The sequence below is a fragment of the Butyricimonas faecihominis genome, from assembly GCF_033096445.1.
In the GTDB taxonomy this organism is placed as follows: domain Bacteria; phylum Bacteroidota; class Bacteroidia; order Bacteroidales; family Marinifilaceae; genus Butyricimonas; species Butyricimonas faecihominis.
This window is the reverse complement of sequence record NZ_AP028155.1, coordinates 3,425,983-3,450,985: the sequence shown is the minus strand read 5'-3', so window position 1 is coordinate 3,450,985 and position 25,003 is coordinate 3,425,983. Positions and strand designations below refer to the sequence as shown.

Genomic DNA, 25,003 nt, shown 5'->3' with positions numbered 1-25,003 from the left:
TTAAAATTACACTAACTTCTCTAACTTATTCCAATAGCTTGTACAAGACAAGAATCGGCAATATTTCAAGCCCACAAAGGTACAAAATCATATACAAAATTGAAACTCTATATCCATATAATATTTTAATCAATCTTATAAATCTGAAAACCAGAATAATGATACCAATTCCTGAAATGACATATAATAACATATTTATTGCCGAAGTTTGCACGTAAAACAAGGCCAGCACGAACGGGGATATGGATAATCCCAACACGATCGCGCTTGTGCGCAAATTCAAGATGATCTCCGATGCACAATGCCTTCTATTAAATGCCCACCCGAAAAGCCGCACAAGTCCCAAGACTAAAAAATAGTAACCGAAGATGATCAGAAAATAGATTAAGGCATTAAAGAATACAAAGGGAGGATCGATCAAAAAAGCCATCAACATGGACAAGATCGAGAAGGAAAGGCAAACCGACAAGAAAACGAAGAAATAGTTTGGCATCCCGCCTTCCGATTGCAAGCTAGCTCCTCTTTTCCGGTTGAAAAAATAGGTGTACACCGTTGGGAGAAAACCTCTTCCTCGCAGGCGCAACAAAGCGATAAAAACGAGATACACGACCGTGTAAATCAGAATACTGGAAATAAATTCAATATTCATTTTCTCCCCGCTCAAAGGAATTCCGTCTACTAATTCCACCTGATTCGTCAGCGTGTCAAACGGTAAGAAAGGTTTCCAAGAGACCGTTTCTCTTAACAAAGAGGCCGGAAACACCACAGAATCCGACACCGGCACGATACTATCCGTTATAACTGAATCTATTTGCTTGTCCAACATTCCCAACAACATCTTTATATTCTAACATTAATGTGCCTCGTACCAGCTTTTCCCGTAGCCCGTACCCACGGTTAAAGGCACCGCTAATCTCACAACGTGTTCCATGCAATCCACCACAAGATTCTTCAATTCCTCGATTTCCTCGTGATGACATTTGAAGTTCAACTCGTCATGCACCTGCAAAATCATCTTGGAACGTAATCCCCGTTCTTTTAATTTCTGATGAATACATATCATCGCTTTCTTAATAATATCGGCTGCCGATCCCTGTATAGGAGCGTTCACCGCGTTCCGCTCGGCAACACCCCGTACAACCGCATTCCGGGAATTTATATCTCTCAGATAACGACGGCGGCCCATGATCGTCTCCACGTACCCTTTTTTCCGGGCTTTCTCCACGGATTCTTCCATGTAACGTTTCACTCCGGGATAAAGGGCAAAATAGCCTTCAATCAGTTCCTTACCCTCTTTCCGGGAAATTTTCAGCCGTTCCGCCAATCCCCAAGCCGAAATGCCGTAAATAATCCCGAAATTAGCCGTTTTCGCCCGTCGTCTCATCTCCGGGGTCACCTCGTCCAAAGGCACATGATAAATTTTAGATGCCGTTGCAGCATGGACGTCTTCCCCTTTCAAGAAAGCATTGATCAGCTCCGGCGTACCACTTAAATGTGCCATCAATCTTAACTCTACCTGTGAATAGTCGGCCGAGAAGAACCCATAATCCGGATCTCCCGTGATAAAAGCTTTCCGAATGTTCCGACCTTCGGCTGTCCGGATAGGTATATTTTGCAAGTTCGGATTCAAGCTACTCAATCTTCCGGTTGCCGCCTCCGCTTGGTTAAAATGCGTGTGAATCTTTCCGGTTGCCGGATCAATATACGTGGGTAAAGCCTCCGCATACGTGGTCAACAATTTCTTTAATCCCCGGTAATTAAGTATATGTCCTACAATCGGGTGAGCATCTTCTAATTTTGACAACACCTGTTCGGAAGTACTGTATTGGCCTGTTTTGGTTTTCTTGTTGCCGGGATCAATATTCATCTGGTCGAATAATATCTCGCCCAACTGCTTGGGAGAGCTAATATTGAATTCTTTACCGGCCATTTCATATATAATTTTCTCTGTCTCCGCGATTCTTATTTTCAAATCCTCGGATAGCTCATCCAGTGCCACCTTATCAATGGACACACCCTCGTATTCCATATCAGCCAAAACAGATACCAAGGGCATTTCAATTTCTTCGTACAACTTATAAAGCCCGACTTCCTGTAAAGCCTCTTCCAACTTTTCTTTCAAACGGAATAATATATCCGTACGTTCGGCGAAATCCTTGTCTTTCTTAGCTCCTTCATCGGGAAATAAGGATAATTGAGGATTCTCTGTATTATCTCCTTTTATCAAGCGATAATTCAGCATTTCCAAAGCAACACGTTCCAGTTCGTGGGAACTATCCGGTTGTAGAACGTAATGTGCAATCTTGACATCAAATATTTTATTTAGAATCTCTACTCCGGCTCTTCTTAACCAAATAATATCGTCCTTCACGTCATTCGAGATCAAAACTTTGTTTTGATCTTCAAGAATAGGTTTAAATAAACGAATCACGTCCTCGGCCTTATCCTTTGCTGAAGGTAACCGCAGATAACAGGCAGTATTAACGGCTGTTGAAAAACAGAGATAGTCCGGATAAGAGTTGTAAATCGTGCCATCTCCAAAGATCACGTTCAGCACGTATTCCGGGGCCTCCTTCAACTTTTGAAGTAATTCATCCCGTTCCGCCACAGTAGTGATTTCCCGGTAATCAACTTCTTCCGGGTGAATGGTCTCTACCAAATTTTCCTCGTGTTCTATCATGAACACTCGCTTTGCCAGAGAGAAAAGCTCCAATTCGTTGAAGATCGGCTTTAACACATCGTCTTGAATCTCACCCAATGCCAAATCTTCAGCATTCACTTCTGTGGGTACTTCCGTGTTGATAGTCACCAGTTCCTTTGATAAAAAGACAGTATCCTGACAACACAACAAGCGCTCTTTTTGTTTGCCTTTCAGCTCATCTATATGTTGATATACCCCTTCTATACTTCCATATTTATAAATCAATGTGGCAGCACTTTTCGGTCCGACACCATCACATCCCGGCACGTTATCCGCCGTGTCACCCATCAAACCAAGAATATCGATCACCTGTTCCACCCGCTCGATCCCGAAATGATCCAATACTTCCGGAATACCCCACACTTCAGACTTATTTCCGGCACGCCCCGGTTTATACATGAACACTCGTTCGCTGACCAACTGGGCGTAATCTTTATCCGGCGTGATCATATATACCTGAAACCCTTCTTTCTCTCCCCGCTTAGCCAGCGTTCCGATTACGTCGTCCGCCTCAAACCCGCTGACAACAATTGATTTAATGCCTAATCCTTCAATAATACTTTTAATATAAGGAACCGACTTTCTCAGGTCCTCCGGCATCGGGGGACGCTGGGCCTTGTAGGGCGGGTACATTTCATGACGGAAAGTAGGACCTTCCGGGTCAAAAACTACTGCCAGATGAGTCGGTTTTTCCAATTCAAGCAATTCCAGTAAAAAATTAAAAAAACCGAAAGTGGCCGATGTATTTATTCCCGTCGTCGTGATCCGGGGATTATTGATAAACGCGTAATATGAACGGTAAATCAACGCATAAGCATCCAGCAAGTACAATTTTTTCTCCTCGTTAGTCATCATCTTTCCTTTTCAAATTAATCCACACAAAGTTAGACTTTTTCTCCTAACTTTTCCGCTTACTTATTTGTTTTATATTTCAGAATACCTATATTTGTCCCGAACAATGAAAAGAAAATGAACACGATGTACACCTCATATTACTATTTCTATTATTACTTTCCGGAAAAGTAAAGGGGAATATTGTGATCATATAAAATATACAGGCCCCGAATTTCGGGGTCTTTTTTTATTTAAAACCATAGACATGAATACTATTTTTTCACATACAGGTCGTTATTATTACTACTATTATTATTACCTCAACAACAGCTGGGATGACCTTGTATTACCTGTAAAAATGTAAGTAACACGTATTATATTCATTCAACCCGGCTGATCCCAGCCGGGTTTTTTAGTCTTACTTAAAATCTAAAAATCATGAAAACACAGAAATCAAATCTTCAGAAAGGAAACAAGAACACGCAAAGTCATGTATCAGTTTCAAAACAAGCACGTAAAAAGACTTCCACTAAAAAAGTATCCAAATTCAATTTCAAACACGGAACGTTTTGTTGAAATACATCATCCGCCGGGAGCTATCCAAAAAGTAAAGGGATAGCTCCATTTTTAGAAAAGAAAAGAATATCTTTGAATTCTAATTTTGTAGTTAAAATGACCAAGCCATTAGAAATACAATCCTATTCCGAATGGAATCTGTTCACCCGCCAAGAACGTCCGTTAATGATAGCGGGTCCTTGCAGTGCTGAGAGTGAAGAGCAACTTTTTAACACGGCAACTCAACTGAAAAACAATGGAATAGAAGTTTTACGAGCCGGAATATGGAAACCTAGGACCCGTCCGAATTGTTTTGAAGGAGTCGGAGTAAAAGGATTGCCTTGGTTACAAAATATCCAAAAGGAATTGGGAATGAAAATTTCCACGGAAGTCGCCAATGCCCATCACGTGGAGGCTGCACTGAAATACGGGATGAATATGGTATGGATTGGCGCCCGTTCTACGGCAAACCCGTTTGCTGTTCAGGAAATTGCGGAATCTTTAAAAGGAGTTGATATTCCGGTTCTCGTCAAGAATCCGGTAAACCCGGACATAGAACTATGGATCGGTGCTTTTGAACGTCTCTATTTATGCGGTATTACAAAATTAGGAGCTATTCATCGCGGATTCTCGTCCTATAATAGCACTCGCTATCGTAATATGCCTCAATGGCAAATACCGATTGAATTAAAGCGACGCATCAAGAATCTACCGCTTTTCTGTGATCCCAGCCACATCAGTGGTCATAGAGAGTATATCCAAGAAATATCCCAGAAAGCAATGGACCTAGGATTCGACGGGCTAATCATCGAGTCTCACGTGAATCCGGATTGTGCATTAAGTGATGCTTTACAACAAATTACTCCCGATCAATTAAATCAAATTCTCGCCCATCTGATCATCCGGGAAGAACATCCTAACAACTCAAATAATACCTTAATCATCGAAGAACTCCGGGAAAAAATAGATACTCTGGATAACACGATCATGGAAGTCCTTACCAACCGGATGAAAATTATTGAAGAGATCGGAACGTATAAAAAACAAAATAATATTACTATTCTCCAACCGGATCGCTGGGAAAAAATCCTTACCCGTGTCCTTGAAGAGGCCCGCAAGAATAATTTGAGTGAAGAACTCGTGGAGCGCGTGTTCAAAGCCATTCACCAAGCCTCTATCGATCGTCAAACGGATATTATGAACGAATAATTATTTATCATCTACATCATTTAAATGAAAATAATCATACACGACATTTCCTTTAGCCGGGCCTATGGCTTTTGCTAACTCTTCACGAGATGCCTCTTTTATAGCATTTACAGATTTAAAATATTGTAATAAAGATACTTCTGTTTTCTCACCTATACCTTTAATTTCACTTAATACACTGATTGTCTGTTTTTTCTCTCGCAATTTACGATGAAAAGTGATACCAAAACGGTGAGCCTCGTCCCGGATGTGCATTAATGTCTTTAAAGCCACGGAAGTTTTCGCCAACAAATAAGGATCTTTATCTCCGGGATAATATATTTCTTCCATTTGCTTGGCCAAACCGATAATAGGCACTCTTTCCAATAAATCTAATTTACGCAATGTGGCCACGGCTGAACTTAATTGTCCTTTTCCACCATCCACCACAATCAAATCAGGCAACTCCCCACCCTCTTCAAGTACCCGGTGATAGCGACGGTACAATATCTCTTCCATCGAGGCAAAATCATTTGCCCCAATAACAGTTTTCACGTGGAAACGTCTGTATTCTCGCTTTGCCGGTTTACCGTCTATAAAAACAACACAAGAGGCTACAGGATTGGTTCCCTGTATATTAGAGTTATCAAAACATTCCATCCGGTGAGGTAATCGAGGCAATTTCAAATCATTTTTTATCGTATTTAGTAAATCTAATTTACTATCCTGCCGACGTAATCCCCGTTGACGTTCCCGATCCATTTTAAAGAATTTCACGTTCCGTTCGGATAACTCCAATAGCTGTTTTTTCTCCCCTCTTTGCGGGATAGCATAGTTCATTCCTTCCATCAATACATCCGGGTAGAAAGGTACTAGAACCTCCCTAGAGCGACTATTTACCAACTGGCGGATCTCAAAAATGGCAAAAGAAAACAAAGACTCCTTCGATTCATCCAATTTTTTCTCTAATTCAATAGTATGCACTTGATTCACAGCTCCATGAACAATTCTCAAGTAATTCACATAGGCATATTTTTCATCTTCCAAGTAAGAAAATACATCTATATCGTTTATCGAAGTACTTACTATCGTGGATTTTGTTTGATGAGTTTTCAATGCTTCTATGGCCTCCTTCATTTCCTGTGCCTTTTCGAATTGAAGGGAAATAGTATATTCCTTCATTTTTCGAGTCATAAAATCAATCACGGAAGAAATATTTCCTTTCAAAATATTCCGGATCTGTGCAATATATTCCATGTATTCCTCTTCCTGCACGTATCCGACACAAGGCCCCATACAATTTCCGATATGATATTCCAGACATACTTTATACTTTCCACTATAAATAGCTGATTTATTGAGAGATAAATTACAAGTTCTCAATTTATACAGCGATTTTATCAAGGAAATCAAGGTGTTAGCATATTTAGCCGAAGTATAAGGCCCAAAATATTCTGATCCGTTCCGGATAAATTTCCGAGTAGTAAAAACTCGTGGAAAAGCCTCTTTTGTAATACAAATCCAAGGGTACGTTTTATCATCTTTCAACAGAATATTATACCGGGGTTTGTATTTTTTGATCAAATTATTCTCTAGTAATAGCGCATCTTCCTCTGTATTAACTACAATGTACTTCAAATCCCGTATTTTACGGACCAAGACCATTGTTTTAGATGTCTGATTTGTCTTTACAAAATAAGATGAAACTCTGTTTTTCAGATTCTTAGCCTTACCTATATATATAATTACTCCATTTGCATCAAAAAATTGATACACGCCGGGAGTCGTAGGTAATTTACTGACTTTCTCTTTCAATCCAAATTCATCTTCTGCCATATACTATTTCACAAAATCAAACTTCTCAAAATCAAATATACCTTTTTCTCCTATTTTTAAAGTAGGTATAACAATTAATGCCATAAATGAAAGTGTCATAAAAGGAGACTTTAGCGGTGTTCCCATTTTTAAAAGCATTTCATTTAATTTCATGTAGCGATCTGCCACTTCTCTCCCACTTTTATCACTTATAATACCACCGATAGGAAGGGGTAAAGAGTGTAATTTGCCCTCTTCATTCACGGTTAAGCCACCTTTTTCCTTTATCAATTCATTTATAGCAAGCATTAAATCTTGATCGGTACAACCCACCGCAATAATATTATGCGAGTCATGTGATATAGAAGAAGCAAAAGCTCCCCGCTTTAAACCGATACCCGAAATAAAACCGACCTGCGGTTTAGAATTAAAGTAACGATTTAAATAAACTATTTTCAAAACATCTTTATCTAAATCCGATTGAAAATTTTCTATCTTTTCATCGAAATGAAGGGTTTTACGGTCTGTCAAAAGACTATCAGGTTTTACTTGAATACAGGTAACATCTCCAAAAACATTAGTATGGAGATCAGATAAACTTATTTCATCATGATGAAACTTATTTAATAAAGGTACATCACAAACCGGATTATTTTTAGAACAGTTTTCACCATAGACTACCTCCCCACGAATATAAGTAGAACGTATATTCAAAGATTCTATATCATCCAGAATAATGAAATCCGCACTATCCCCAACATGCAAAGTTCCTATATTTAGATTATAAAAACGTACCGGATTAAGACATGCAATCTGCAAAATATCAAAAATACCAAAGCCATCAGCCAATGCTTTTTTGACAATTTTATTAATATGACCTTCATTTAATAAGTCGTCAGCATGTGAATCATCCGTGCAAAACATGACGCTATCCGTACGTGTAGCAATCAATGATTTTAACGCATCATAGTTTTTAGCAGCACTTCCCTCCCTGATCATAATGTGCATTCCTTTCGAAATTTTCTCTTCTGCCTCTTCTATGGTCGAAGATTCATGATCGGTTTCTATACCATGAGTAATATATGAACTCAATAGATCACCCACGAGTTCCGGTGCATGACCATCTATTTTTAATCGGTATTTTTTGGCTATTTCTATTTTTCCAATGACATCCGGGTCATTATTTATAACCCCAAGTACATTCATGACTTCAGAAAGCATCGTAAACTTTCCGGTTTTTGCTAATTTATTCGTATCTTCTATAGATAAAATGGACCCCGGTTTATCGAATGAAGTTGCGGGAACACATGAAGGAATACCCCAAAAGAATTTTAAAGGTGCCTTTTCTCCATTATTCACCATCAATTCGACCCCTTCTACCCCTAAAACATTGGCAATTTCATGCGGATCGGCAACCACTCCCACTGTTCCATTCGGAATTACTAATTTGGAAAACTCGACAGGCATTAACATGGAACTTTCCACATGGACATGCGCATCTATAAATCCCGGCGAAATATATTGATCATACGAATTAGAATTCCTTTCTATATTTATGATCTTTCCTTCAGATATAGATATAGCGCAAGGATAAAATTCCCTGTTTTCTACATCAATTAAATTCCCTTCAATAATTTCCATTTTATACCTCGGTTTTTGTTTGTAATTTTTATCCTACAAATATACCTTTTTACCCGAATTTATTCAATAGTACCCTTCGCACTATTTTCAATGTTCCACGTGAAACATTTCTTTTATCTTCCCAATAAAATCAATAAAACATTGATGTCAGAAGGTGATACTCCTGTAATACGTGATGCCTGTCCAATAGTTTTCGGATTAATCTTTGTCAATTTTTGACGAGCTTCATAAGAGAGAGAAGTTATCTCCATATAATTAAATTTATTCGCAATAACTAAATTTTCTAACCGATTCAATTTATCAGCTATTAATTTTTCTCTCTCGATATATCCCGAATATTTAATTAAAACTTCGGCAGCTTCTATGATTTCTTCCCGCAAATTATTATCAAAAATAAATTCTTTCAAAGAAGGAATTGAATCTACAATTTTAGGAATGGTTACCTGCGGTCTCGAAATAATATCAATCAATTTTATTTTTTGGCGGATAGGCGAAGATTTTAAACTTTCTAAAGTCGGATTAATTTCTTCGGGTGAAATACTAAAATTAGTAACAAAATCCATCAACCGATCACGTTTCAAAATTTTATCTTCAAACACGGCAAAACGATCTTCTTTCACAAGACCTAAAGAATATCCTAAAGGAGTCAACCGGGCATCCGCATCATCCTGCCTCAATAAAATTCTATATTCCGCACGAGAAGTAAACATACGGTAAGGTTCATCTACCCCTTTTGTAACTAAATCATCAATCAGTACCCCAATGTAAGCCTGATCTCGATTCAGTACGAAATCTCTATTTTCATGAAGTGAAAGATGGGCATTTATTCCGGCCATCAATCCTTGAGCCGCTGCCTCCTCATATCCGGTAGTCCCGTTTATTTGTCCGGCAAAATAAAGTCCCTTGATTAATTTTGTTTCTAAAGTCGGATACAATTGAGTAGGTTGGAAAAAATCATACTCGATAGCATAACCCGGTCTGAAAATTTTTACATTCTCAAAACCCTCCACATTTCTCAATGCCCGCAATTGAATATCCCAAGGTAAAGAAGAAGAAAATCCATTCAAATAATATTCGGTTGTCTTCTCCCCTTCCGGCTCCAAAAACAAATGATGACTATCTCGATCTGAAAAAGTATCTAATTTAGTTTCTATACTCGGACAATAACGAGGACCTATACTTTTTATCGTACCATTAAATAAAGGACTATCATCAAATCCTTCCCGTAAAATATCATGTACGACTTTATTCGTATAGGCAATATAGCAAGGTCTCTTCTCAAGTGAATTCGTATACGCGAAACTCAGAAAAGAGAATTTATGGAAATCATTATCTCCATCTTGACGGGTTAATTTAGAAAAATCAATACTTCGACCATCTATACGAACCGGAGTACCCGTTTTCATCCGCCCGACTGCAAAACCATATTCTTTCAACTGATCGGATAAACCATAAGTAGCCGGTTCTGAAATTCGACCACCGGGAAAGCTAACCCGTCCGATATGCATCAGACCGTTTAAAAAGGTACCATTAGTCAAAATCACTCGACGGGAACTAAAAGAAATCCCTAATCTAGTTTTGACCCCGGTAACCTGCCCTTTATCCAAAAGAAGTTCGATCACGTCATCCTGCCACAAATCCAGATTATCAGTATGCTCTACCCTATCTCTCCATTCGGCAGAAAAAATCATTCGATCACACTGAGCCCTTGGACTCCACATAGCAGGTCCCTTAGACAGGTTCAGCATACGAAATTGGATTGTACTTTTATCTGTTACAATGCCAGATCCACCACCTAAAGCGTCTATCTCTCTAACAATCTGACCTTTAGCAATACCACCCATAGCCGGATTACAAGACATTTGCGCTATCTTATTCATATCCAACGTAATAAGTAGTGTCTTTGATCCTAAATTAGCTGCAGCACAAGCTGCCTCACAACCAGCGTGTCCGGCCCCTACTACAATAACATCATATACGGGCAGTAATTGTGACATAATTATATCATTTTAAGCAATTCTAAGCAATGATTTTCATTTTGACGCATCTCTTTCGCGTCAGCATCTGATTTATCTTTAAAACCTATTAAATGAAGTACAGAGTGTACGACAACCCTATGTAATTCATCTTCATAAGTTGTATTGAATTCTAAAGCATTGGATTGAACTGTATCAAGACTGATAAAAACATCACCTGACAATATTTTTCTCTCGGAGTAGTCAAAAGTAATAACGTCGGTGTAATAATCATGATTCAAATATTTCCTGTTTACATCTAGGATATAATCATCATTACAAAAAATAAAAGAGATCGTTCCTAATTGAAACGAATAATCATCAGCAACAGCTTGTAGCCATTGTTTCACTCTCTCTTCATTAAAAAAAGAAGGAATATCACATTCCTCATTAAAAAAAAGAAGTTCGCTCATCTATATATTATAAATTGAAAACCATGGTCACCTTTGATCCACCATCTTCAAAAATCAAATCATCAGAAAGCGTTTTCATCAGGTAAAGACCACGTCCTGCATCTTTTTCTATATTATCCGGTAAAGTAGGGTCCGGGATATAAGAATAATCAAAACCTTCTCCCTCGTCTTTCACGGCCACGAATAAACGCTTTTCTTCTTCATAAACCAAAAACTTAACATACTTTGAAGAATCCAGTTTATTTCCGTAAAGAATTGCATTATTAACAGCTTCAATAACACACAAACTTATCTTGCCGAACACATCCGGTTCGACATTATAAACATCCGAGAAATAATCGATAAAGTTCTCAACTTTAACGATATTACCAATTTCAGAGGCAATCGAAAACTCTAATTTGTCCATCGCAATTTCAAATAATTAATAACGATCATCGCAATCATAACCAAGCCTTTTTTACTCACCATTTTACTCATATTCCGCAGCTATAAAAAGCAGTATTCTCACTATCTACCGTCTAGCGAATGTAAGTAAAATATTTTTAAATACCAACCACCAATAAAGTATATTATTAATCTTTCAAACATACTCCTACTCTACCAAGGCGTTAACCATAATTGTGGATCTAAATTGTCTTTATCTCTCCAAACTTGAAAATTTAACGTACTGTTATTACCACTACTCACAGCCAGCTTGCCAATTTTTTGTTTCACATTGACGGTGTCCCCCTTCTTAATAAATATCTCCACCAAGTTCGAATACACCGTCAGATAATTTCCATGCCGCACAATCACAACGTTATTATCCCCCGGGATAAACATTATTTCCGTCACCACACCCTTAAATACCGCTCTAACATCAGCATTCCGGGATGTCGTAATAGTAATTCCTGCATTATTTAACTTCACCTGTTTAAAAACAGGGTGTACATTCACCCCGAATTTCTCCGACACAAATCCCTGTTCAACAGGCCAAGGTAACTTTCCTCTATTTTTAGCGAAATCGTCGGAAATAAGTTTCTCTTCTGGTGTTAATTTATATGTAGAATTTTTACTTCCCGACTTTTTAGCCTGAACAGCAATGAGTTTCTCCAATTCTTTTTTAAAACGTTCTCTGTTCTTAATCTCAATATTCAACTTTCGAAGGAGTTCTTTTTCCTTTTTCTTCAAATCCGCTATATACGTGTTCGCCTCATTTTGTTCCCGGATCAATTGATTATTTTGAGAGGTAATTTTAAACTGTGTTTCACTTTTCAGAGTCATCAATTTACTCAATTCTTTATTAATAGCGGTCAATGAGTCGTTTGTCTGTTCAATTAACTGAATCTGCCGCTTGGAATAATCCTGAACCTGTTCAAAATATTTATACCGGGCATAAGCCTGGGCAAAACTCGAAGAAGAAAATATATAAATTAATTTATCCGATTCATTCCTCTTCTTCCAAGTCTCGTACACCATCTTAGAATAGAATTCCAGCATCCGTTGTTTATCGGATTCCAAACCAGATTTAACAGACTCATTCTTTTTAATCTGACCATCAAGGTAATTCACCTCGTTCGTGAGAGATTGAATCATCTCTTTTCCCTTACTGATTTTTTGGTTGATGATCGATACTTTCTGTATAGTGGAAGATTTATCTTTACGGGCATTTTCCAGTAACTTATTCAAATACGCAATTTCCTTCTCCGTCTTTTCATTTTTCTTTTTAATCGCGTCAATCGACTGCGAGTAAGAAAAAGTGAAAGAAAACAAGAAAATCACGATTAATATGTTACGACAAATATCCATGCTAATACATTCTTTTATACTTACTAGGTATTTTAAAATTAGGTGACACTTCCACGTCAAATTCCAACCGGTCAAAATTCAATATAACTTCCCAATTATCATTATCCGAAAATACATTAAAAGTTATTTTTCCGGGAAACAATTTCCCACCAAAATCCTTTATATACTTGTATTTCACGCTCATTCCGACACCCTCTTCCAAATCCTCGATAGAAACAGCATTAGGTCTGAAACAATCCGGATCAATATGTATTTTCTGTAACACTAAAGAAAATTCTTTATTCTTTCTCCTCTTCTTGTATAATTTCTTCAATTTTCTCCCCAATGCTTTCTCTTCCAAACTATACAATACATAATCGTTACCCGACTTATCAAATTTATAACGCTTTCCCCGTACAGCCTCCGTGGTACAAGATTCAAAATCAAAGAATTGATTTGTCAGTATCCGTTGAAAACAATCAAATGTCAAACCCACGTCAAAACGTTCTGCGAAATAACTATAATCAGAAACAAAATATTTTTTCTCTCTAGGGCTGATAAATTTCACGCTGTCCGGGGTTAATAGTAGTCTAGCCACATCAACTCCTAAAGAGGCACTAACTGAAACCCATATAAAACTATCTCTTTGTATTCTTAAAATAGCTTTAAGACTATGGGAATTCTTGTTATCTTTCAAAGATAAATCAACCTTTTTCGCATATATCGTATTATAATCTAACTCGTTAGAAATAATATTTTTAAACAATTTTCCTTCGGTAATATTCGGTAAATCTCTACGACTTTCCGTAATCTCCTTCACGGATCTACACGACACGAAACACAACAAAATCAATAATAAAACACAACTACTTCTCATGATCTACCGGTAAACCATTCTCTATCTTATATTTTAAATCACCACATTCTTCATCTCTAAATTCCAATGCTTTCTGCCACATTTTCACAGCCTCCTCCTTTTCTCCGTTCATGAATAAAATATCTCCATAGTGTTCGTATAAAACTCCACTTGGGTTCTTCTCGTTCTCAATAGCTGAACGCATATAAAATTTAGCCAAAGAATAATTTTTACTTTTAAACAAAACCCATGCATAAGTATCCAAAAAAGTCGAATTATTCGGATCAGCACTCAATGCCGTTGAAATCATTTTTTCAGCTTTATCCAAATGCTCATTTCGTAATGAAAGATAATAGCTGTAATTATTTAATGTCATTATATCACCCGGATTTATCAACAAAGTACTGTCAAACATGGCAAAAGCCTGTTCAACACGATCCTGTTTATAATATACCTCACCAAGATAGGCAAAAAACTGAGCCTTAATAGGAGAATTATCCGGAGACAAGGCAAGTCCTTGTTCCAAATATCCCTTTGCTCGCTCTAAATCTTTCCGAATCAGTAAAGGCAAACTGATCATCACGTAGGGTAACGGCTCATTCGGGAAATATTTCAAACATTCCAACCCTCCACGATACATGGCAGCCGTGTCTTCCAATTGATTATATAACATCAACAACTCTTCCCAAACCAAATAATTATTCTTTTCCTTAGAAATAAGAAATTCCAGTTCACCCTTACATTCCTCCAGTTTATTATACCGTTTCAGAAAATCAGCATTCAAAGTCCTAACGGCTATATCTTCAGGATATTTCTCTAACAATAATTGCACGTAGGAATAGATATGATCCAAAGAAATATTCGCATCGTTTTGGTTAACTAATAACTTCAGCAAATATTGAACCTTCAATCCATTTTCAACCTTATCATTCAATAAGGCCGAACGAATATATTTTTCCGTGTTTAAAGTATCATTCTTTGTACGATAATAATCAGCTAGATAAAGCCGCACAAAACCATTATCCGGATCATTTTTTACGATTTTATTCAATAACTGAAGACCTTTCTTCTCTTGATCATGTGACAAATACAGTTCGGCTAATAAACCCAAATAATCTGTTTTTTCAGGATATTTTTTCACCAACTTCATGATTTCCGCCGAAGCATTCTTTACATCATCCATCTTGGAATATAATTTAGCCTTTTCAATAATAGCCGGCTCACTTATTCCAAACTGTTTCTCGTAACGGTCCAACACGTTTATAGCCTTATCCCACTTCTCAACAGAAGAATACAAATCAGTCTCCACGATGTAAAAATCCTCTCTCTCGGGATGTAATAATATCAATTTATCATATACCTTACACGCCTCTTCAATCATTGATTTTCTCTGCAAAATATTAGCCAACAACAAATTATACCAAATATTTGTCGGCTCCAATTCCACGGCCTCCCGCATCAGTTGTAAAGGCAACGTATAATCCTCTCCTAATACCAATATACTGGATAATTCATAACGTACCGCAGCACTTTTGTTATAAATTTTCATACACTGATCGAAATAGGCAATAGCAGATTTCAAGTCACCTAAAACCTTACAACGTACCCCTTCCATGAAAGCATAATCGAACTGTACTTTAGCCTCACCTTCTAAAGTAGGTTCTACCACTTTCTTTTTATCAGCAAAAAGCTGAGTAGTACACAAAAGCAATAAAAAAACAAATAATAATCGACCTAGTTTAGTCATTATAAATGATTTATTGTTTACCCGTGTGACCGAAACCTCCTCTCCCTCTCTCCGTCTCGCCCAATTCCTCCACTTCAATTAATTCAGCCTGTTCAACCTTATTAATCACCATCTGGCAAATTCTGTCCCCGTCATTAATCTGTGTTACTTCATGAGACAAATTCACTAAAATAACTCCGATTTCCCCTCTATAATCAGCGTCAATCGTTCCCGGGGTATTCAGTAAAGTGATTCCTTCGTTTAAAGCCAATCCACTCCTTGGACGCATCTGAGCCTCGTAGCCATCAGGTAATTCGATAAACAAACCCGTCGGAACAAGTTTCCTTTCCAACGATTTCAACATGATAGGTTCATCAATATTAGCCCGTATATCTAAACCGGCAGATGATTTTGTCTTGTATTCCGGAAGCGGATGCTTCGATTTATTCACTATTTTAATCTTCATTCTCTCTGTAACTTTGAATGTTAATCACATTTTTAACTACTCCCATAAATTGCGCTAAGATAGCTATTTTTTATGAATTAACTTGTACATAAAATCTTTTGTCAGCAAAAAACTCATCTCTTTTTTTATAAAAATATATACGAAGAGTACGAATAACGGTAAACGAGCCAAACAAGTTACCAAGTTATTGTCAAATTTTATATATCCACCGACAAAATAGAACAATAAACAAATCGCAAAATAGAAAATAATCTTAGGTATATCATAATTGATCTTGTAAAAATGTCTTCCTAGGATAAATGATAAAATCGTCATAACCAAAAAACACGTGAAAACGGAATAGGCAGAAGCCATAAAACCTATTTTCGGCAAGAAAATCACGTTTCCTCCTATCGTGATCACGCAACCGATAATCGCCATGTAAGCCCCGTATATCGTTTTATCCGTCAATTTATACCACAATGACAACGAATAGTAAATTCCTTGGAACAAATTAGCCATCAATACCCAAGGTAATATCGTCAACCCGCTGAAATATTCTGATCCCAAGAAATATTTTAATACATCCAAAAAGTACATAACCCCTAAAAAGATCATTAAACCGAATCCGGTAAAATAGAGCAATACATCCTGATATATTTTCTTGGAATCGTTATGCTTGGCGTAATTGAAAAAGAAAGGTTCGAAAGCGAAACGGAAACCTTGCGTGAAAATATACATCACTAAAGCCAATTTATAACTTGCCCCGTATATCCCGGTTATAGCCAAAGCCTCTTCCCCATCTCCTAAAATTTTAGGCATCAAAATCTTATCTCCCTGTAAATTAATCATCCCGGCAACACTCACGATCAAGATCGGGTATGAATATTTCAAAATATCTTTCAGCAAAGAGAACGAGAAAACAAATTTGAACCGGAAAATATAAGGAAACAACATTACCAGCGTGCAAACAGAAGAAACCAAATAGGAAATGAAAATATAAACTACCCCACCATCAGCTTGATAGAAAGGAACAGAAATCCCTTTCTTCTCCAAAAACGGACAGAGCAAATAGAAAAACAAGTTCAACCCCACGTTAATGAGTATATTCACGAATTTAATAACCCCGAAACGAAGGGCTTTCCCTTCCATTCTCAATAGAGCGAAAGGCAAAGTACTCACCACATCAATTGCGATCGTTACAATCAATAAAACGAAGTAAATCGGATGATTCCCCACCTCAAGAAAACTAACAATTTGCGGGAGAAACGAAAAACAGAGTAATAAAAACAAAGTCGAAGTAAAGAGTAAAGAGGTCAACAAAGTCGAAAACACCCGGTCTTTATTGTCTTTAGTTGCAAAGCGGAAGAACCCTGTTTCTGTGCCATAAGTCAACAATACAACTAACAAAGCAACATACCCCATCAAATTCGTGAATATACCATTATCAACCGGAGAAAGTACCCTAGTATATAGTGGAACCAGCAACCAATTTATAAACCGTCCGAGTATTGTCGAGAAACCATAAATCACAGTTTCCCCCATTAGTTTCTTTAAAGGATTCATAATAACTTTGTCTTTATCAAATATGATTCAACAGACAAAAGTAACAAGTTCCCAACAACAATATCATATATATATATTATCTTTTATTTTTTTTAAAAAGAAATATGAGTATTATGATAGGCTGTGAGTTTTTGGTATAAAAAATAAGCGATTCTTTTGTTTTAATCGTTATTATTTATGGAGTGAAGAGTTATTCACAGGTTATAATTTTATTAATCATTGATAATGAGATTTATTTTTGAGTTATCCACAATTGTTAGTAAAACAGGCTTTGGAAAAGTATTCGATGAAATTCCCGTGAATTGATGTTAGTATTTTGTAGAAAGGAATTGGAATAATTTGAATAACTATTCTTGCATTTTTTAATTCTATTATTACTTGAATTCGAAATCGAGAAATCAAAATAAAGTTATTCTTTTTAGTTCTTTTTTATTCCACCATCAATACACGAGATACTAACAGTTACTAACAGGTAGAATATAAAAAAAATTGGAAATAGAAATTCATTATATTCTATTTCCAATTTTTTATGACAGAACGTGTTACTTCCTATAAGAGAAATACACGATTATTTGTTCATCTTTTCGATTGTAGCGGTAGTTGAATATCCTTCGATAAAATCAATAGTAATCACTTCTCCCCCTTTGGCCTTTACTATATCGTAACCTACAATCTCTTCAGGTTTATAGTCTCCTCCTTTTACTAACACGTCCGGTTGAACGAAATCAATTAGATCACGGGGTGTATCTGTATCGAAAAATATCACTTTATCAACGAATGTGAGGGAAGCTAATAATAATGCCCGGGCATTCTCGTCGTTTACGGGTCTGGAATCACCTTTTAACCGTTTTACAGAATCATCCGTGTTCAATCCAATCACTAATTTAGTTCCCAGAGAGGCCGCTTTGGCTAGATATTCTATATGTCCTTTATGGAGAATATCAAAACAACCGTTTGTGAAAACGATCTTGTCATCTTTGAATCTCCACAGACTCAATATATTTTCAGCCTCTTTCGCCGTGTGTGCGATTTTTTTCTCGATAAGTGGTAAATAATCCATGATCATGTCAAATAAGTTTATTTGTTGCGGTGTCCGGGAAAACCAATGTAGGTTTGTGTGATTTAGCCTCTTCAAAATCCATTGAAGCGTATGAGATTATAATGATCACGTCACCCACGGCACATTTACGTGCTGCCGGGCCATTTAGGCAAATAATACCCGAATCGCGTTCTCCTTTGATGATATAGGTATCGAATCTTTCACCATTGTTAATATTCACGATCTGAACTTTTTCATTTTCGATCATGTTAGCTGCCTCTAACAGAGCTTCATCAATAGTGATACTGCCCACGTACTGAAGGTTAGCATCAGTAACGGTAACCTTATGAAGTTTAGATTTTACTACTTCTATAAACATCTTCGTGTTAGTTTAAAATACAATATTATCAATTAATCGGATTTTACCGGCATAAACCGCTATACATCCAACTTTTACATTGTTTTCTTTCCAGTCCTGAATAGGTTTTAGTTCCGTGTCGTCCACTATTTCAAAATATTCAGTTTTAAGATAAGGGTTTTTATTAATTTCGTCCACTACCCATTTTTTTAATTCTTCCACGTTCATTTGAGAAGTTAAATGAGTGGCCTCTTCGAGTACTTTGTGAATATGCGGGGCATTTTTCCTGTATTCCGGTTCCAATAAAGTATTTCTGGAACTCATGGCCAGCCCGTCTGTTTCCCGGATGATAGGGCATGGAACAATTTCCAAATCATAATGTAATTGTTTCACCATGTTTTTGATCACCGCAATTTGTTGGAAATCCTTCATCCCGAAATATGCCCGGTGTGGTCGCACGATGTCAAATAACTTGCTTACAATTTGTCCCACGCCGTTAAAATGTCCCGGACGTCTTGCTCCTTCCATGACGCTTTCCACGTATCCGAAGTTAAATACACGGGTATCTTCTTCCGGGTACATCTCTTCCACGCTGGGAGCGAACACGTAATCACATCCGTTCTTTTCCAATAAAGTGACATCTTTGTCCAAAGTACGGGGATAACGTTTCAGATCTTCTTTATCATTAAACTGCGTCGGGTTCACGAACACGCTGACCACGGCAATATCATTTCCTTTTTTACATGCTTTCACGAGGGATATGTGACCTTCATGAAGTGCACCCATCGTTGGTACTAAACCCACCGTTTTCCCTTCACTTTTCAACTTCTCGATAACGGTGCTTAATTCCGTTTTCTTAGTTATAATATTCATGCTTATATTCTTGAAAATACGGGGTGCAAGTTTACAAACTATTTTCGATATAATGCAAAATTGAAAGTTGAAAATTCAAAATGATTATTTAAATAGTGAATGAATATTAGCGTGTATAGACGAGAGAGCATCCAGCAACTCGTTATGGGTAACGCCTTCCCGCATGACAATAAGAACTGTATCGTCACCACCGATAGTTCCCAGTACCTCAAAATAATTTTCATTATCAATCAGAACGGTCACGGCTTTCGCATATCCGGGAAGAGTTTTCATCACGGCAATATTTCCTGAAAAATCAATGCTTGAAATAGAATCCGTCACGATGGCGGAGGCTTTTTCATCGGCTTGTTCATTCTGAATACTGTCCGGGATAATATATATGTAACCTTTATCTTTATGAGGTATTTTAGCTACTCTCATGAATTTAAGATCGCGTGATAATGTACTTTGCGTTGCCTCTACGTTTAGCTCTTTCAGTCTGAACAATAATTCTTCCTGCGAGCAGATCTGTTCGTTCTCAATAAGCTTTCGAATGGCCAACAGGCGTTTCGTTTTATTTCTCATAGGTGTTTATATTACGCCTCACAAAGTTAGGGAAATTTGTTTTATATTCAATACGGGGATATAAAATAAAGAGAGGGTATTTGCACTTATCTGGGGAGTATAATGGTTTGATAAGTTTTAGAATACGGTGTGTTGATGTCCCTATAATCTTAAAAATATTTATTTTCATAAATATGCTTTGTAAATTCATATATTCACCATATTTTTGCATAAAATTTAATTTATAGTTGATTGATTGAATAAATATGCATGAATTAAAGAAAGCCCGTCTCGTTTTAGAAGACGGGACAGTTTATGAGGGAACTTCCTTTGGTTACGAGAAATCGGTGTCCGGGGAAGTTGTTTTTTATACGGCAATGACCGGGTATCCGGAGAGCTTAACAGACCCTTCTTATAAGGGGCAAATTCTGGTTCCGACTTATCCCATGATCGGAAATTACGGGGTTCCGGTCGATGACGAGCGAGACGGAATATCCAAGTTCTTCGAGTCGGACAAAATCCATTGTAAGGCACTGGTCATTTCGGATTACTCTTCCCGGTATAGTCATTGGAATTCACAAAAAAGTCTCGGAGATTGGTTAAAAGAACAACAGATTCCGGGGCTTTTTGGTATAGATACCCGGGCATTGACTCAAAAGTTAAGGGATCATGGAGCAATGTTGGGTAAAATACTGTTTGACAATGAAGACATACCCTATTATGATCCGAATAAAGATAACATCGTTGCCGAGGTTTCCACGAAAAAGATCATGGAATACGGAAACGGGAAATATAAAGTGGTTCTGGTGGATTGCGGGGTAAAAAACAATATATTGCGATGCTTGTTAAAACGGGATGTTACGGTGAAACGAGTTCCGTGGAATTATGATTTCACGAAGGAAAAATTCGATGGTATCTTTCTTTCTAACGGGCCGGGAGACCCCTCTCGTTGCGAGGAAACGATAGAGCATATACGGAAAGCATTGAAAGGAAATACCCCTATCATGGGTATTTGTCTGGGAAATCAACTCATGGCAAGGGCTGCCGGGGCCTCTACCTATAAATTAAAATATGGACATAGAAGTCACAATCAACCGGTCATGAACCCCGGTGGAACCCGTTGTTATATTACTTCCCAGAATCATGGGTTCGCGATAGATGAGACAACACTTCCCGCTGACTGGGAACCGTTGTTCGTGAACGTAAATGACGGTACAAACGAGGGAATTCAGCACAAGAAAAAACCTTTTTTCTCGGCTCAATTCCATCCGGAGGCATCAAGTGGCCCCGTGGACACGGAGTTTCTTTTTGACAATTTCATTGCTGCAATGAAAACATCGAAGAAATAATTGAAAGGAATGTTAATGATAACACTAAAATAAGAATGGGTATAGCAAAGGTATTGCTTCTGGGATCGGGAGCGTTGAAAATAGGAGAGGCCGGAGAGTTTGATTATTCCGGATCACAGGCTTTGAAAGCACTTCGGGAAGAAGGTATTTACAGCGTGTTGATAAATCCGAATATAGCCACGGTACAGACATCGGAAGGTGTGGCCGACAAAATATACTATTTACCCGTGACACCGGAATTCGTGGAACAGGTGATCGAGAAGGAACGTCCGGATGGTATTCTTCTCTCTTTCGGGGGACAAACTGCATTGAATTGCGGAGTGGCTCTTTATAAATCGGGTGTTTTAGAAAAGTATAACGTGCAAGTACTCGGAACGCCTGTACAAGCCATCATAGATACCGAAGACCGGGAAATCTTTGCCGGAAAATTGGCAGAAATTAACGTGAAAACACCGAAAAGTATTGCTGCCAGTAATATGGAAGAGGCGTTTGCCGCGGTGGATAAATTAGGTTTTCCGGTGATTATCCGGGCAGCTTACACGCTGGGGGGATTGGGTTCCGGTTTTTGTTCGAATAAAGAAGAGTTGGAACGTTTGGCTGCCAGTGCTTTTTCTTATTCTCCTCAGGTTTTAGTGGAAGAATCTTTGAAGGGATGGAAAGAAGTAGAATACGAAGTGGTACGTGATAAATATGATAATTGTATCACGGTCTGTAACATGGAAAACTTCGATCCGCTGGGAATTCATACCGGAGAGAGTATAGTAGTTGCTCCATCACAGACTTTAAGTAATAGCGAATATCACAAATTGAGATCGATAGCTATAAAAATAATCCGGCATATAGGCATCGTGGGTGAATGTAACGTGCAGTATGCCCTTGATCCGAACTCGGAAGATTATCGGGTAATCGAGGTAAACGCTCGTCTTTCACGGTCCAGTGCATTGGCATCCAAGGCAACCGGGTACCCTTTGGCTTTTGTTGCCGCGAAATTGGGTATGGGATACGGGTTACACGAGATCAAAAACTCGATAACCAAAGTCACCACGGCATGTTTCGAGCCGGCATTGGATTACGTGGTTTGTAAAATACCTCGCTGGGACTTGAATAAATTCGAGGGAGTTTCCAAAGTGATCGGTTCTTCCATGAAAAGCGTGGGAGAAATCATGGCTATTGGACGATCTTTCGAAGAGGCAATTCAAAAAGGAATCCGGATGATCGGGCAGGGAATGCATGGTTTTGTCGGTAACGTGTTGAAAGCGAAAGATATTGATGAAGAGTTAGTGAACCCGACAGATTCTCGGATATTTGCCATTGCCGGGGCTTTCGACAAGGGATATAGCGTAGAGAAAATTCATGAATTGACGAAAATCGATCACTGGTTTTTACAACGTTTGGAAAACATTCACTTGCTAAAAGAAAAGTTAAGCAAACTTGATAAGGAAACGGATATTCGTGAAGGTCTGTTGCGAAAGGCAAAACAATACGGTTTCTCTGATTTCCAGATCGGGCGATTGACCGTGAAGAATACCTCGTTATCTCACCACGAGAAAATGTTGAAGGTTCGGGATTACCGGAAGAAATTGGGAGTATTACCCTGTGTGAAACAGATTGACACGCTGGCGGGTGAATATCCGGCAATGACAAATTACTTGTATGTCACCTACAACGGGTCCGAAAATGACGTGAAATACGAGCATGACGGGCGTTCCGTGATCGTGTTGGGATCGGGAGCTTATCGTATCGGTAGTAGCGTGGAATTCGATTGGTGTGGTGTGAGTGCTTTGAATACAATACGGAAAGCCGGCTATCGTTCGGTGATGATTAATTATAACCCGGAGACAGTCAGCACGGATTACGATACCTGTGATCGTCTCTATTTCGACGAGTTGTCATTCGAACGGGTGATGGATATTATCGAATTGGAAGAACCGAAAGGCGTGATTGTTTCCACGGGTGGCCAGATTCCGAATAACTTGGCTATGCGATTGCATGGTCAACACGTGAAGATTTTGGGAACTTCTCCCGAATCTATCGACCGGGCAGAAGATCGTCAGAAATTCTCTACCATGTGTGACGAGTTGGGTATTGACCAGCCCCGGTGGAGCGAATTAACGAGTATAGAGGACATTTATCATTTCGTGGATAAAGTGGGTTTCCCCGTGTTGATTCGTCCTTCTTACGTGCTATCCGGGGCCGCTATGAACGTGGTGTCGAATAAAGATGAGTTATTACATTTCTTGGAGTTAGCAGCAGAGGTATCGAAAGACCATCCTGTCGTGGTATCTGAGTTTATCGAACAGGCGAAAGAAGTCGAGATTGACGCCGTGGCGCAGGAAGGAGAGGTAAAGGCTTACGCTATCAGTGAACATGTTGAATTTGCCGGAGTACATTCCGGTGATGCGACTATCGTTTTCCCGGCACAGAAACTTTACGTGGAGACAATCCGTCGAATCAAAAAGATTGCCCGTTCCATTGCTAAAGAACTGAACATATCCGGTCCGTTTAACATGCAGTTTTTGGCAAAGGATAATGATATAAAGGTCATCGAGTGTAATTTGCGGGCATCGAGAAGTTTCCCCTTCGTGTCGAAAGTATTGAAATATAACTTTATCGATATGGCCACCCGGATCATGTTGGGAGAGAAGGTTGAATCCTTGAATAAATCGGTATTCGATCTGGATTACGTGGGAGTGAAAGCCTCACAATTCTCTTTTGCCCGGCTTTTAAAGGCCGATCCCGTGTTGGGAGTGGATATGGCATCCACGGGAGAGGTGGGGTGTATCGGTGAGAATTACTACGAGGCAATATTGAAAAGTATGCTTTCTGTTGGGCATCGTATTCCGAAGAAAAATATACTGATCTCTTCCGGTCCGACTCGTTCCAAGGTGGAGTTACTGAATTCTACCCGGATGTTGATCGAAAAAGGGTATAATATTTACAGTACGGCAGGAACGGCTAAATTCTTTAAGGAGAATGGAATTGATACTCAAATTCTTTATTGGCCGGATGAAGATAAGGAGCCGAATATTATGGAGTACTTGCATGATCGAAGGATAGACTTGGTAATCAATATCCCGAAAAATCACACGAAACGAGAGCTGGATAATGGCTATAAAATCCGACGTGCAGCCGTGGATTACAACATTCCGTTGATCACGAATGCCCGTTTGGCCAGTGCCTTCATCTATGCTATTTGTAAGGTAGATCCTTCCGAGATCGCGATTAAGAGTTGGGACGAATACTAGAAAGGTAAAAGATAAAAACTAAAAGATAAAAGTTGAAAGGGGCTGTTCATTTTTTTGGACAGCCCCTTTTTTAT

The 25,003-nt window shown here is 38.3% G+C and carries 19 protein-coding genes; 3 read left to right on the top strand and 16 right to left on the bottom strand.

Annotation, left to right across the window (positions count from 1 at the left end):
• Nucleotides 1–25: 25 nt before the first annotated feature.
• Together R8806_RS14245 and polA are read right to left on the bottom strand one after the other, a co-directional pair.
• The gene (locus R8806_RS14245; RefSeq protein WP_167513916.1) at nt 26–826 is read right to left on the bottom strand and encodes a DUF4271 domain-containing protein; all 801 of its coding nucleotides are present in this window, start codon (nt 824–826) and stop codon (nt 26–28) included.
• A gap of 27 nt (nt 827–853) precedes the next feature.
• Entirely contained in the window at nt 854–3,553 is a 2,700-nt protein-coding gene (polA, locus tag R8806_RS14240) for a DNA polymerase I (RefSeq protein WP_124316746.1), read from the bottom strand.
• A gap of 654 nt (nt 3,554–4,207) precedes the next feature.
• Here polA and R8806_RS14235 point away from each other — a divergent pair.
• The gene (locus R8806_RS14235) at nt 4,208–5,299 is read left to right on the top strand and encodes a bifunctional 3-deoxy-7-phosphoheptulonate synthase/chorismate mutase type II (protein WP_124316740.1); all 1,092 of its coding nucleotides are present in this window, start codon (nt 4,208–4,210) and stop codon (nt 5,297–5,299) included.
• Here the strand turns inward: R8806_RS14235 and uvrC are convergent, their stop codons facing one another.
• From uvrC to R8806_RS14165, 14 genes are all read right to left on the bottom strand, one after another.
• Nucleotides 5,300–7,114, bottom strand: coding sequence for an excinuclease ABC subunit UvrC (gene uvrC / locus R8806_RS14230; RefSeq protein WP_124316739.1), 1,815 nt, complete (start codon nt 7,112–7,114; stop codon nt 5,300–5,302).
• Nucleotides 7,115–7,117: 3 nt separating this feature from the next.
• Nucleotides 7,118–8,734 (bottom strand): adenine deaminase, encoded by a 1,617-nt coding sequence (ade, locus tag R8806_RS14225; RefSeq protein WP_151411734.1) that lies wholly within the window; start codon nt 8,732–8,734, stop codon nt 7,118–7,120.
• A 113-nt stretch (nt 8,735–8,847) separates the two neighbouring features.
• The gene (gene mnmG, locus R8806_RS14220) at nt 8,848–10,731 is read right to left on the bottom strand and encodes a tRNA uridine-5-carboxymethylaminomethyl(34) synthesis enzyme MnmG (protein ID WP_124318315.1); all 1,884 of its coding nucleotides are present in this window, start codon (nt 10,729–10,731) and stop codon (nt 8,848–8,850) included.
• Between the two features lie 2 nt (nt 10,732–10,733).
• Nucleotides 10,734–11,162: an rRNA maturation RNase YbeY gene (gene ybeY, locus R8806_RS14215; RefSeq protein WP_124318316.1), complete on the bottom strand. Its 429-nt coding sequence runs from the start codon at nt 11,160–11,162 to the stop codon at nt 10,734–10,736.
• Between the two features lie 7 nt (nt 11,163–11,169).
• Nucleotides 11,170–11,568: an ATP-binding protein gene (locus tag R8806_RS14210; protein WP_124317996.1), complete on the bottom strand. Its 399-nt coding sequence runs from the start codon at nt 11,566–11,568 to the stop codon at nt 11,170–11,172.
• A gap of 191 nt (nt 11,569–11,759) precedes the next feature.
• Entirely contained in the window at nt 11,760–12,950 is a 1,191-nt protein-coding gene (locus tag R8806_RS14205; protein ID WP_124317995.1) for a murein hydrolase activator EnvC family protein, read from the bottom strand.
• 1 nt (nt 12,951) lies between these two features.
• Complete coding sequence (locus R8806_RS14200; protein WP_124317994.1) at nt 12,952–13,806, bottom strand: DUF4292 domain-containing protein; 855 nt, start codon at nt 13,804–13,806, stop codon at nt 12,952–12,954.
• Nucleotides 13,796–15,532: a tetratricopeptide repeat protein gene (locus R8806_RS14195; RefSeq protein WP_124317993.1), complete on the bottom strand. Its 1,737-nt coding sequence runs from the start codon at nt 15,530–15,532 to the stop codon at nt 13,796–13,798. The genes R8806_RS14200 and R8806_RS14195 overlap by 11 nt, the downstream gene beginning before the upstream one ends.
• A 10-nt stretch (nt 15,533–15,542) precedes the next feature.
• Nucleotides 15,543–15,977 (bottom strand): dUTP diphosphatase, encoded by a 435-nt coding sequence (gene dut / locus R8806_RS14190; RefSeq protein WP_087419267.1) that lies wholly within the window; start codon nt 15,975–15,977, stop codon nt 15,543–15,545.
• 63 nt (nt 15,978–16,040) lie between these two features.
• On the bottom strand, nt 16,041–17,522 hold the full coding sequence (locus R8806_RS14185; protein WP_087419268.1) for a lipopolysaccharide biosynthesis protein: 1,482 nt from the start codon (nt 17,520–17,522) through the stop codon (nt 16,041–16,043).
• 568 nt (nt 17,523–18,090) lie between these two features.
• The gene (rfaE2, locus tag R8806_RS14180; RefSeq protein ID WP_229782964.1) at nt 18,091–18,588 is read right to left on the bottom strand and encodes a D-glycero-beta-D-manno-heptose 1-phosphate adenylyltransferase; all 498 of its coding nucleotides are present in this window, start codon (nt 18,586–18,588) and stop codon (nt 18,091–18,093) included.
• A 1-nt stretch (nt 18,589) separates the two neighbouring features.
• Entirely contained in the window at nt 18,590–18,940 is a 351-nt protein-coding gene (gene panD, locus R8806_RS14175; RefSeq protein ID WP_117721181.1) for an aspartate 1-decarboxylase, read from the bottom strand.
• A gap of 12 nt (nt 18,941–18,952) precedes the next feature.
• Nucleotides 18,953–19,792 carry a pantoate--beta-alanine ligase gene (panC, locus tag R8806_RS14170; protein ID WP_151411731.1) on the bottom strand — a complete coding sequence of 280 codons (840 nt, stop codon included), beginning with the start codon at nt 19,790–19,792 and terminating at the stop codon, nt 18,953–18,955.
• An 84-nt stretch (nt 19,793–19,876) separates the two neighbouring features.
• A complete protein-coding gene (locus tag R8806_RS14165) occupies nt 19,877–20,356 on the bottom strand; it encodes an arginine repressor (protein WP_124318395.1) in 480 nt (159 codons plus the stop codon).
• A gap of 245 nt (nt 20,357–20,601) precedes the next feature.
• Between R8806_RS14165 and carA the strand changes: the two genes are divergently transcribed.
• A complete protein-coding gene (gene carA, locus R8806_RS14160) occupies nt 20,602–21,684 on the top strand; it encodes a glutamine-hydrolyzing carbamoyl-phosphate synthase small subunit (protein ID WP_118305207.1) in 1,083 nt (360 codons plus the stop codon).
• Between the two features lie 29 nt (nt 21,685–21,713).
• Entirely contained in the window at nt 21,714–24,929 is a 3,216-nt protein-coding gene (gene carB, locus R8806_RS14155; protein WP_124316035.1) for a carbamoyl-phosphate synthase (glutamine-hydrolyzing) large subunit, read from the top strand.
• Nucleotides 24,930–25,003: the final 74 nt, after the last annotated feature.

What these genes read in the sequence shown, in the direction of transcription:
- R8806_RS14245 (WP_167513916.1), bottom strand. Translation starts at nt 826, where the DNA reads ATGTTGGACAAGCAAATAGATTCAGTTATAACGGATAGTATCGTGCCG.
- polA (WP_124316746.1), bottom strand. Translation starts at nt 3,553, where the DNA reads ATGACTAACGAGGAGAAAAAATTGTACTTGCTGGATGCTTATGCGTTG.
- R8806_RS14235 (WP_124316740.1), top strand. Translation starts at nt 4,208, where the DNA reads ATGACCAAGCCATTAGAAATACAATCCTATTCCGAATGGAATCTGTTC.
- uvrC (WP_124316739.1), bottom strand. Translation starts at nt 7,114, where the DNA reads ATGGCAGAAGATGAATTTGGATTGAAAGAGAAAGTCAGTAAATTACCT.
- ade (WP_151411734.1), bottom strand. Translation starts at nt 8,734, where the DNA reads ATGGAAATTATTGAAGGGAATTTAATTGATGTAGAAAACAGGGAATTT.
- mnmG (WP_124318315.1), bottom strand. Translation starts at nt 10,731, where the DNA reads ATGTCACAATTACTGCCCGTATATGATGTTATTGTAGTAGGGGCCGGA.
- ybeY (WP_124318316.1), bottom strand. Translation starts at nt 11,162, where the DNA reads ATGAGCGAACTTCTTTTTTTTAATGAGGAATGTGATATTCCTTCTTTT.
- R8806_RS14210 (WP_124317996.1), bottom strand. Translation starts at nt 11,568, where the DNA reads ATGGACAAATTAGAGTTTTCGATTGCCTCTGAAATTGGTAATATCGTT.
- R8806_RS14205 (WP_124317995.1), bottom strand. Translation starts at nt 12,950, where the DNA reads ATGGATATTTGTCGTAACATATTAATCGTGATTTTCTTGTTTTCTTTC.
- R8806_RS14200 (WP_124317994.1), bottom strand. Translation starts at nt 13,806, where the DNA reads ATGAGAAGTAGTTGTGTTTTATTATTGATTTTGTTGTGTTTCGTGTCG.
- R8806_RS14195 (WP_124317993.1), bottom strand. Translation starts at nt 15,532, where the DNA reads ATGACTAAACTAGGTCGATTATTATTTGTTTTTTTATTGCTTTTGTGT.
- dut (WP_087419267.1), bottom strand. Translation starts at nt 15,977, where the DNA reads ATGAAGATTAAAATAGTGAATAAATCGAAGCATCCGCTTCCGGAATAC.
- R8806_RS14185 (WP_087419268.1), bottom strand. Translation starts at nt 17,522, where the DNA reads ATGAATCCTTTAAAGAAACTAATGGGGGAAACTGTGATTTATGGTTTC.
- rfaE2 (WP_229782964.1), bottom strand. Translation starts at nt 18,588, where the DNA reads ATGATCATGGATTATTTACCACTTATCGAGAAAAAAATCGCACACACG.
- panD (WP_117721181.1), bottom strand. Translation starts at nt 18,940, where the DNA reads ATGTTTATAGAAGTAGTAAAATCTAAACTTCATAAGGTTACCGTTACT.
- panC (WP_151411731.1), bottom strand. Translation starts at nt 19,792, where the DNA reads ATGAATATTATAACTAAGAAAACGGAATTAAGCACCGTTATCGAGAAG.
- R8806_RS14165 (WP_124318395.1), bottom strand. Translation starts at nt 20,356, where the DNA reads ATGAGAAATAAAACGAAACGCCTGTTGGCCATTCGAAAGCTTATTGAG.
- carA (WP_118305207.1), top strand. Translation starts at nt 20,602, where the DNA reads ATGCATGAATTAAAGAAAGCCCGTCTCGTTTTAGAAGACGGGACAGTT.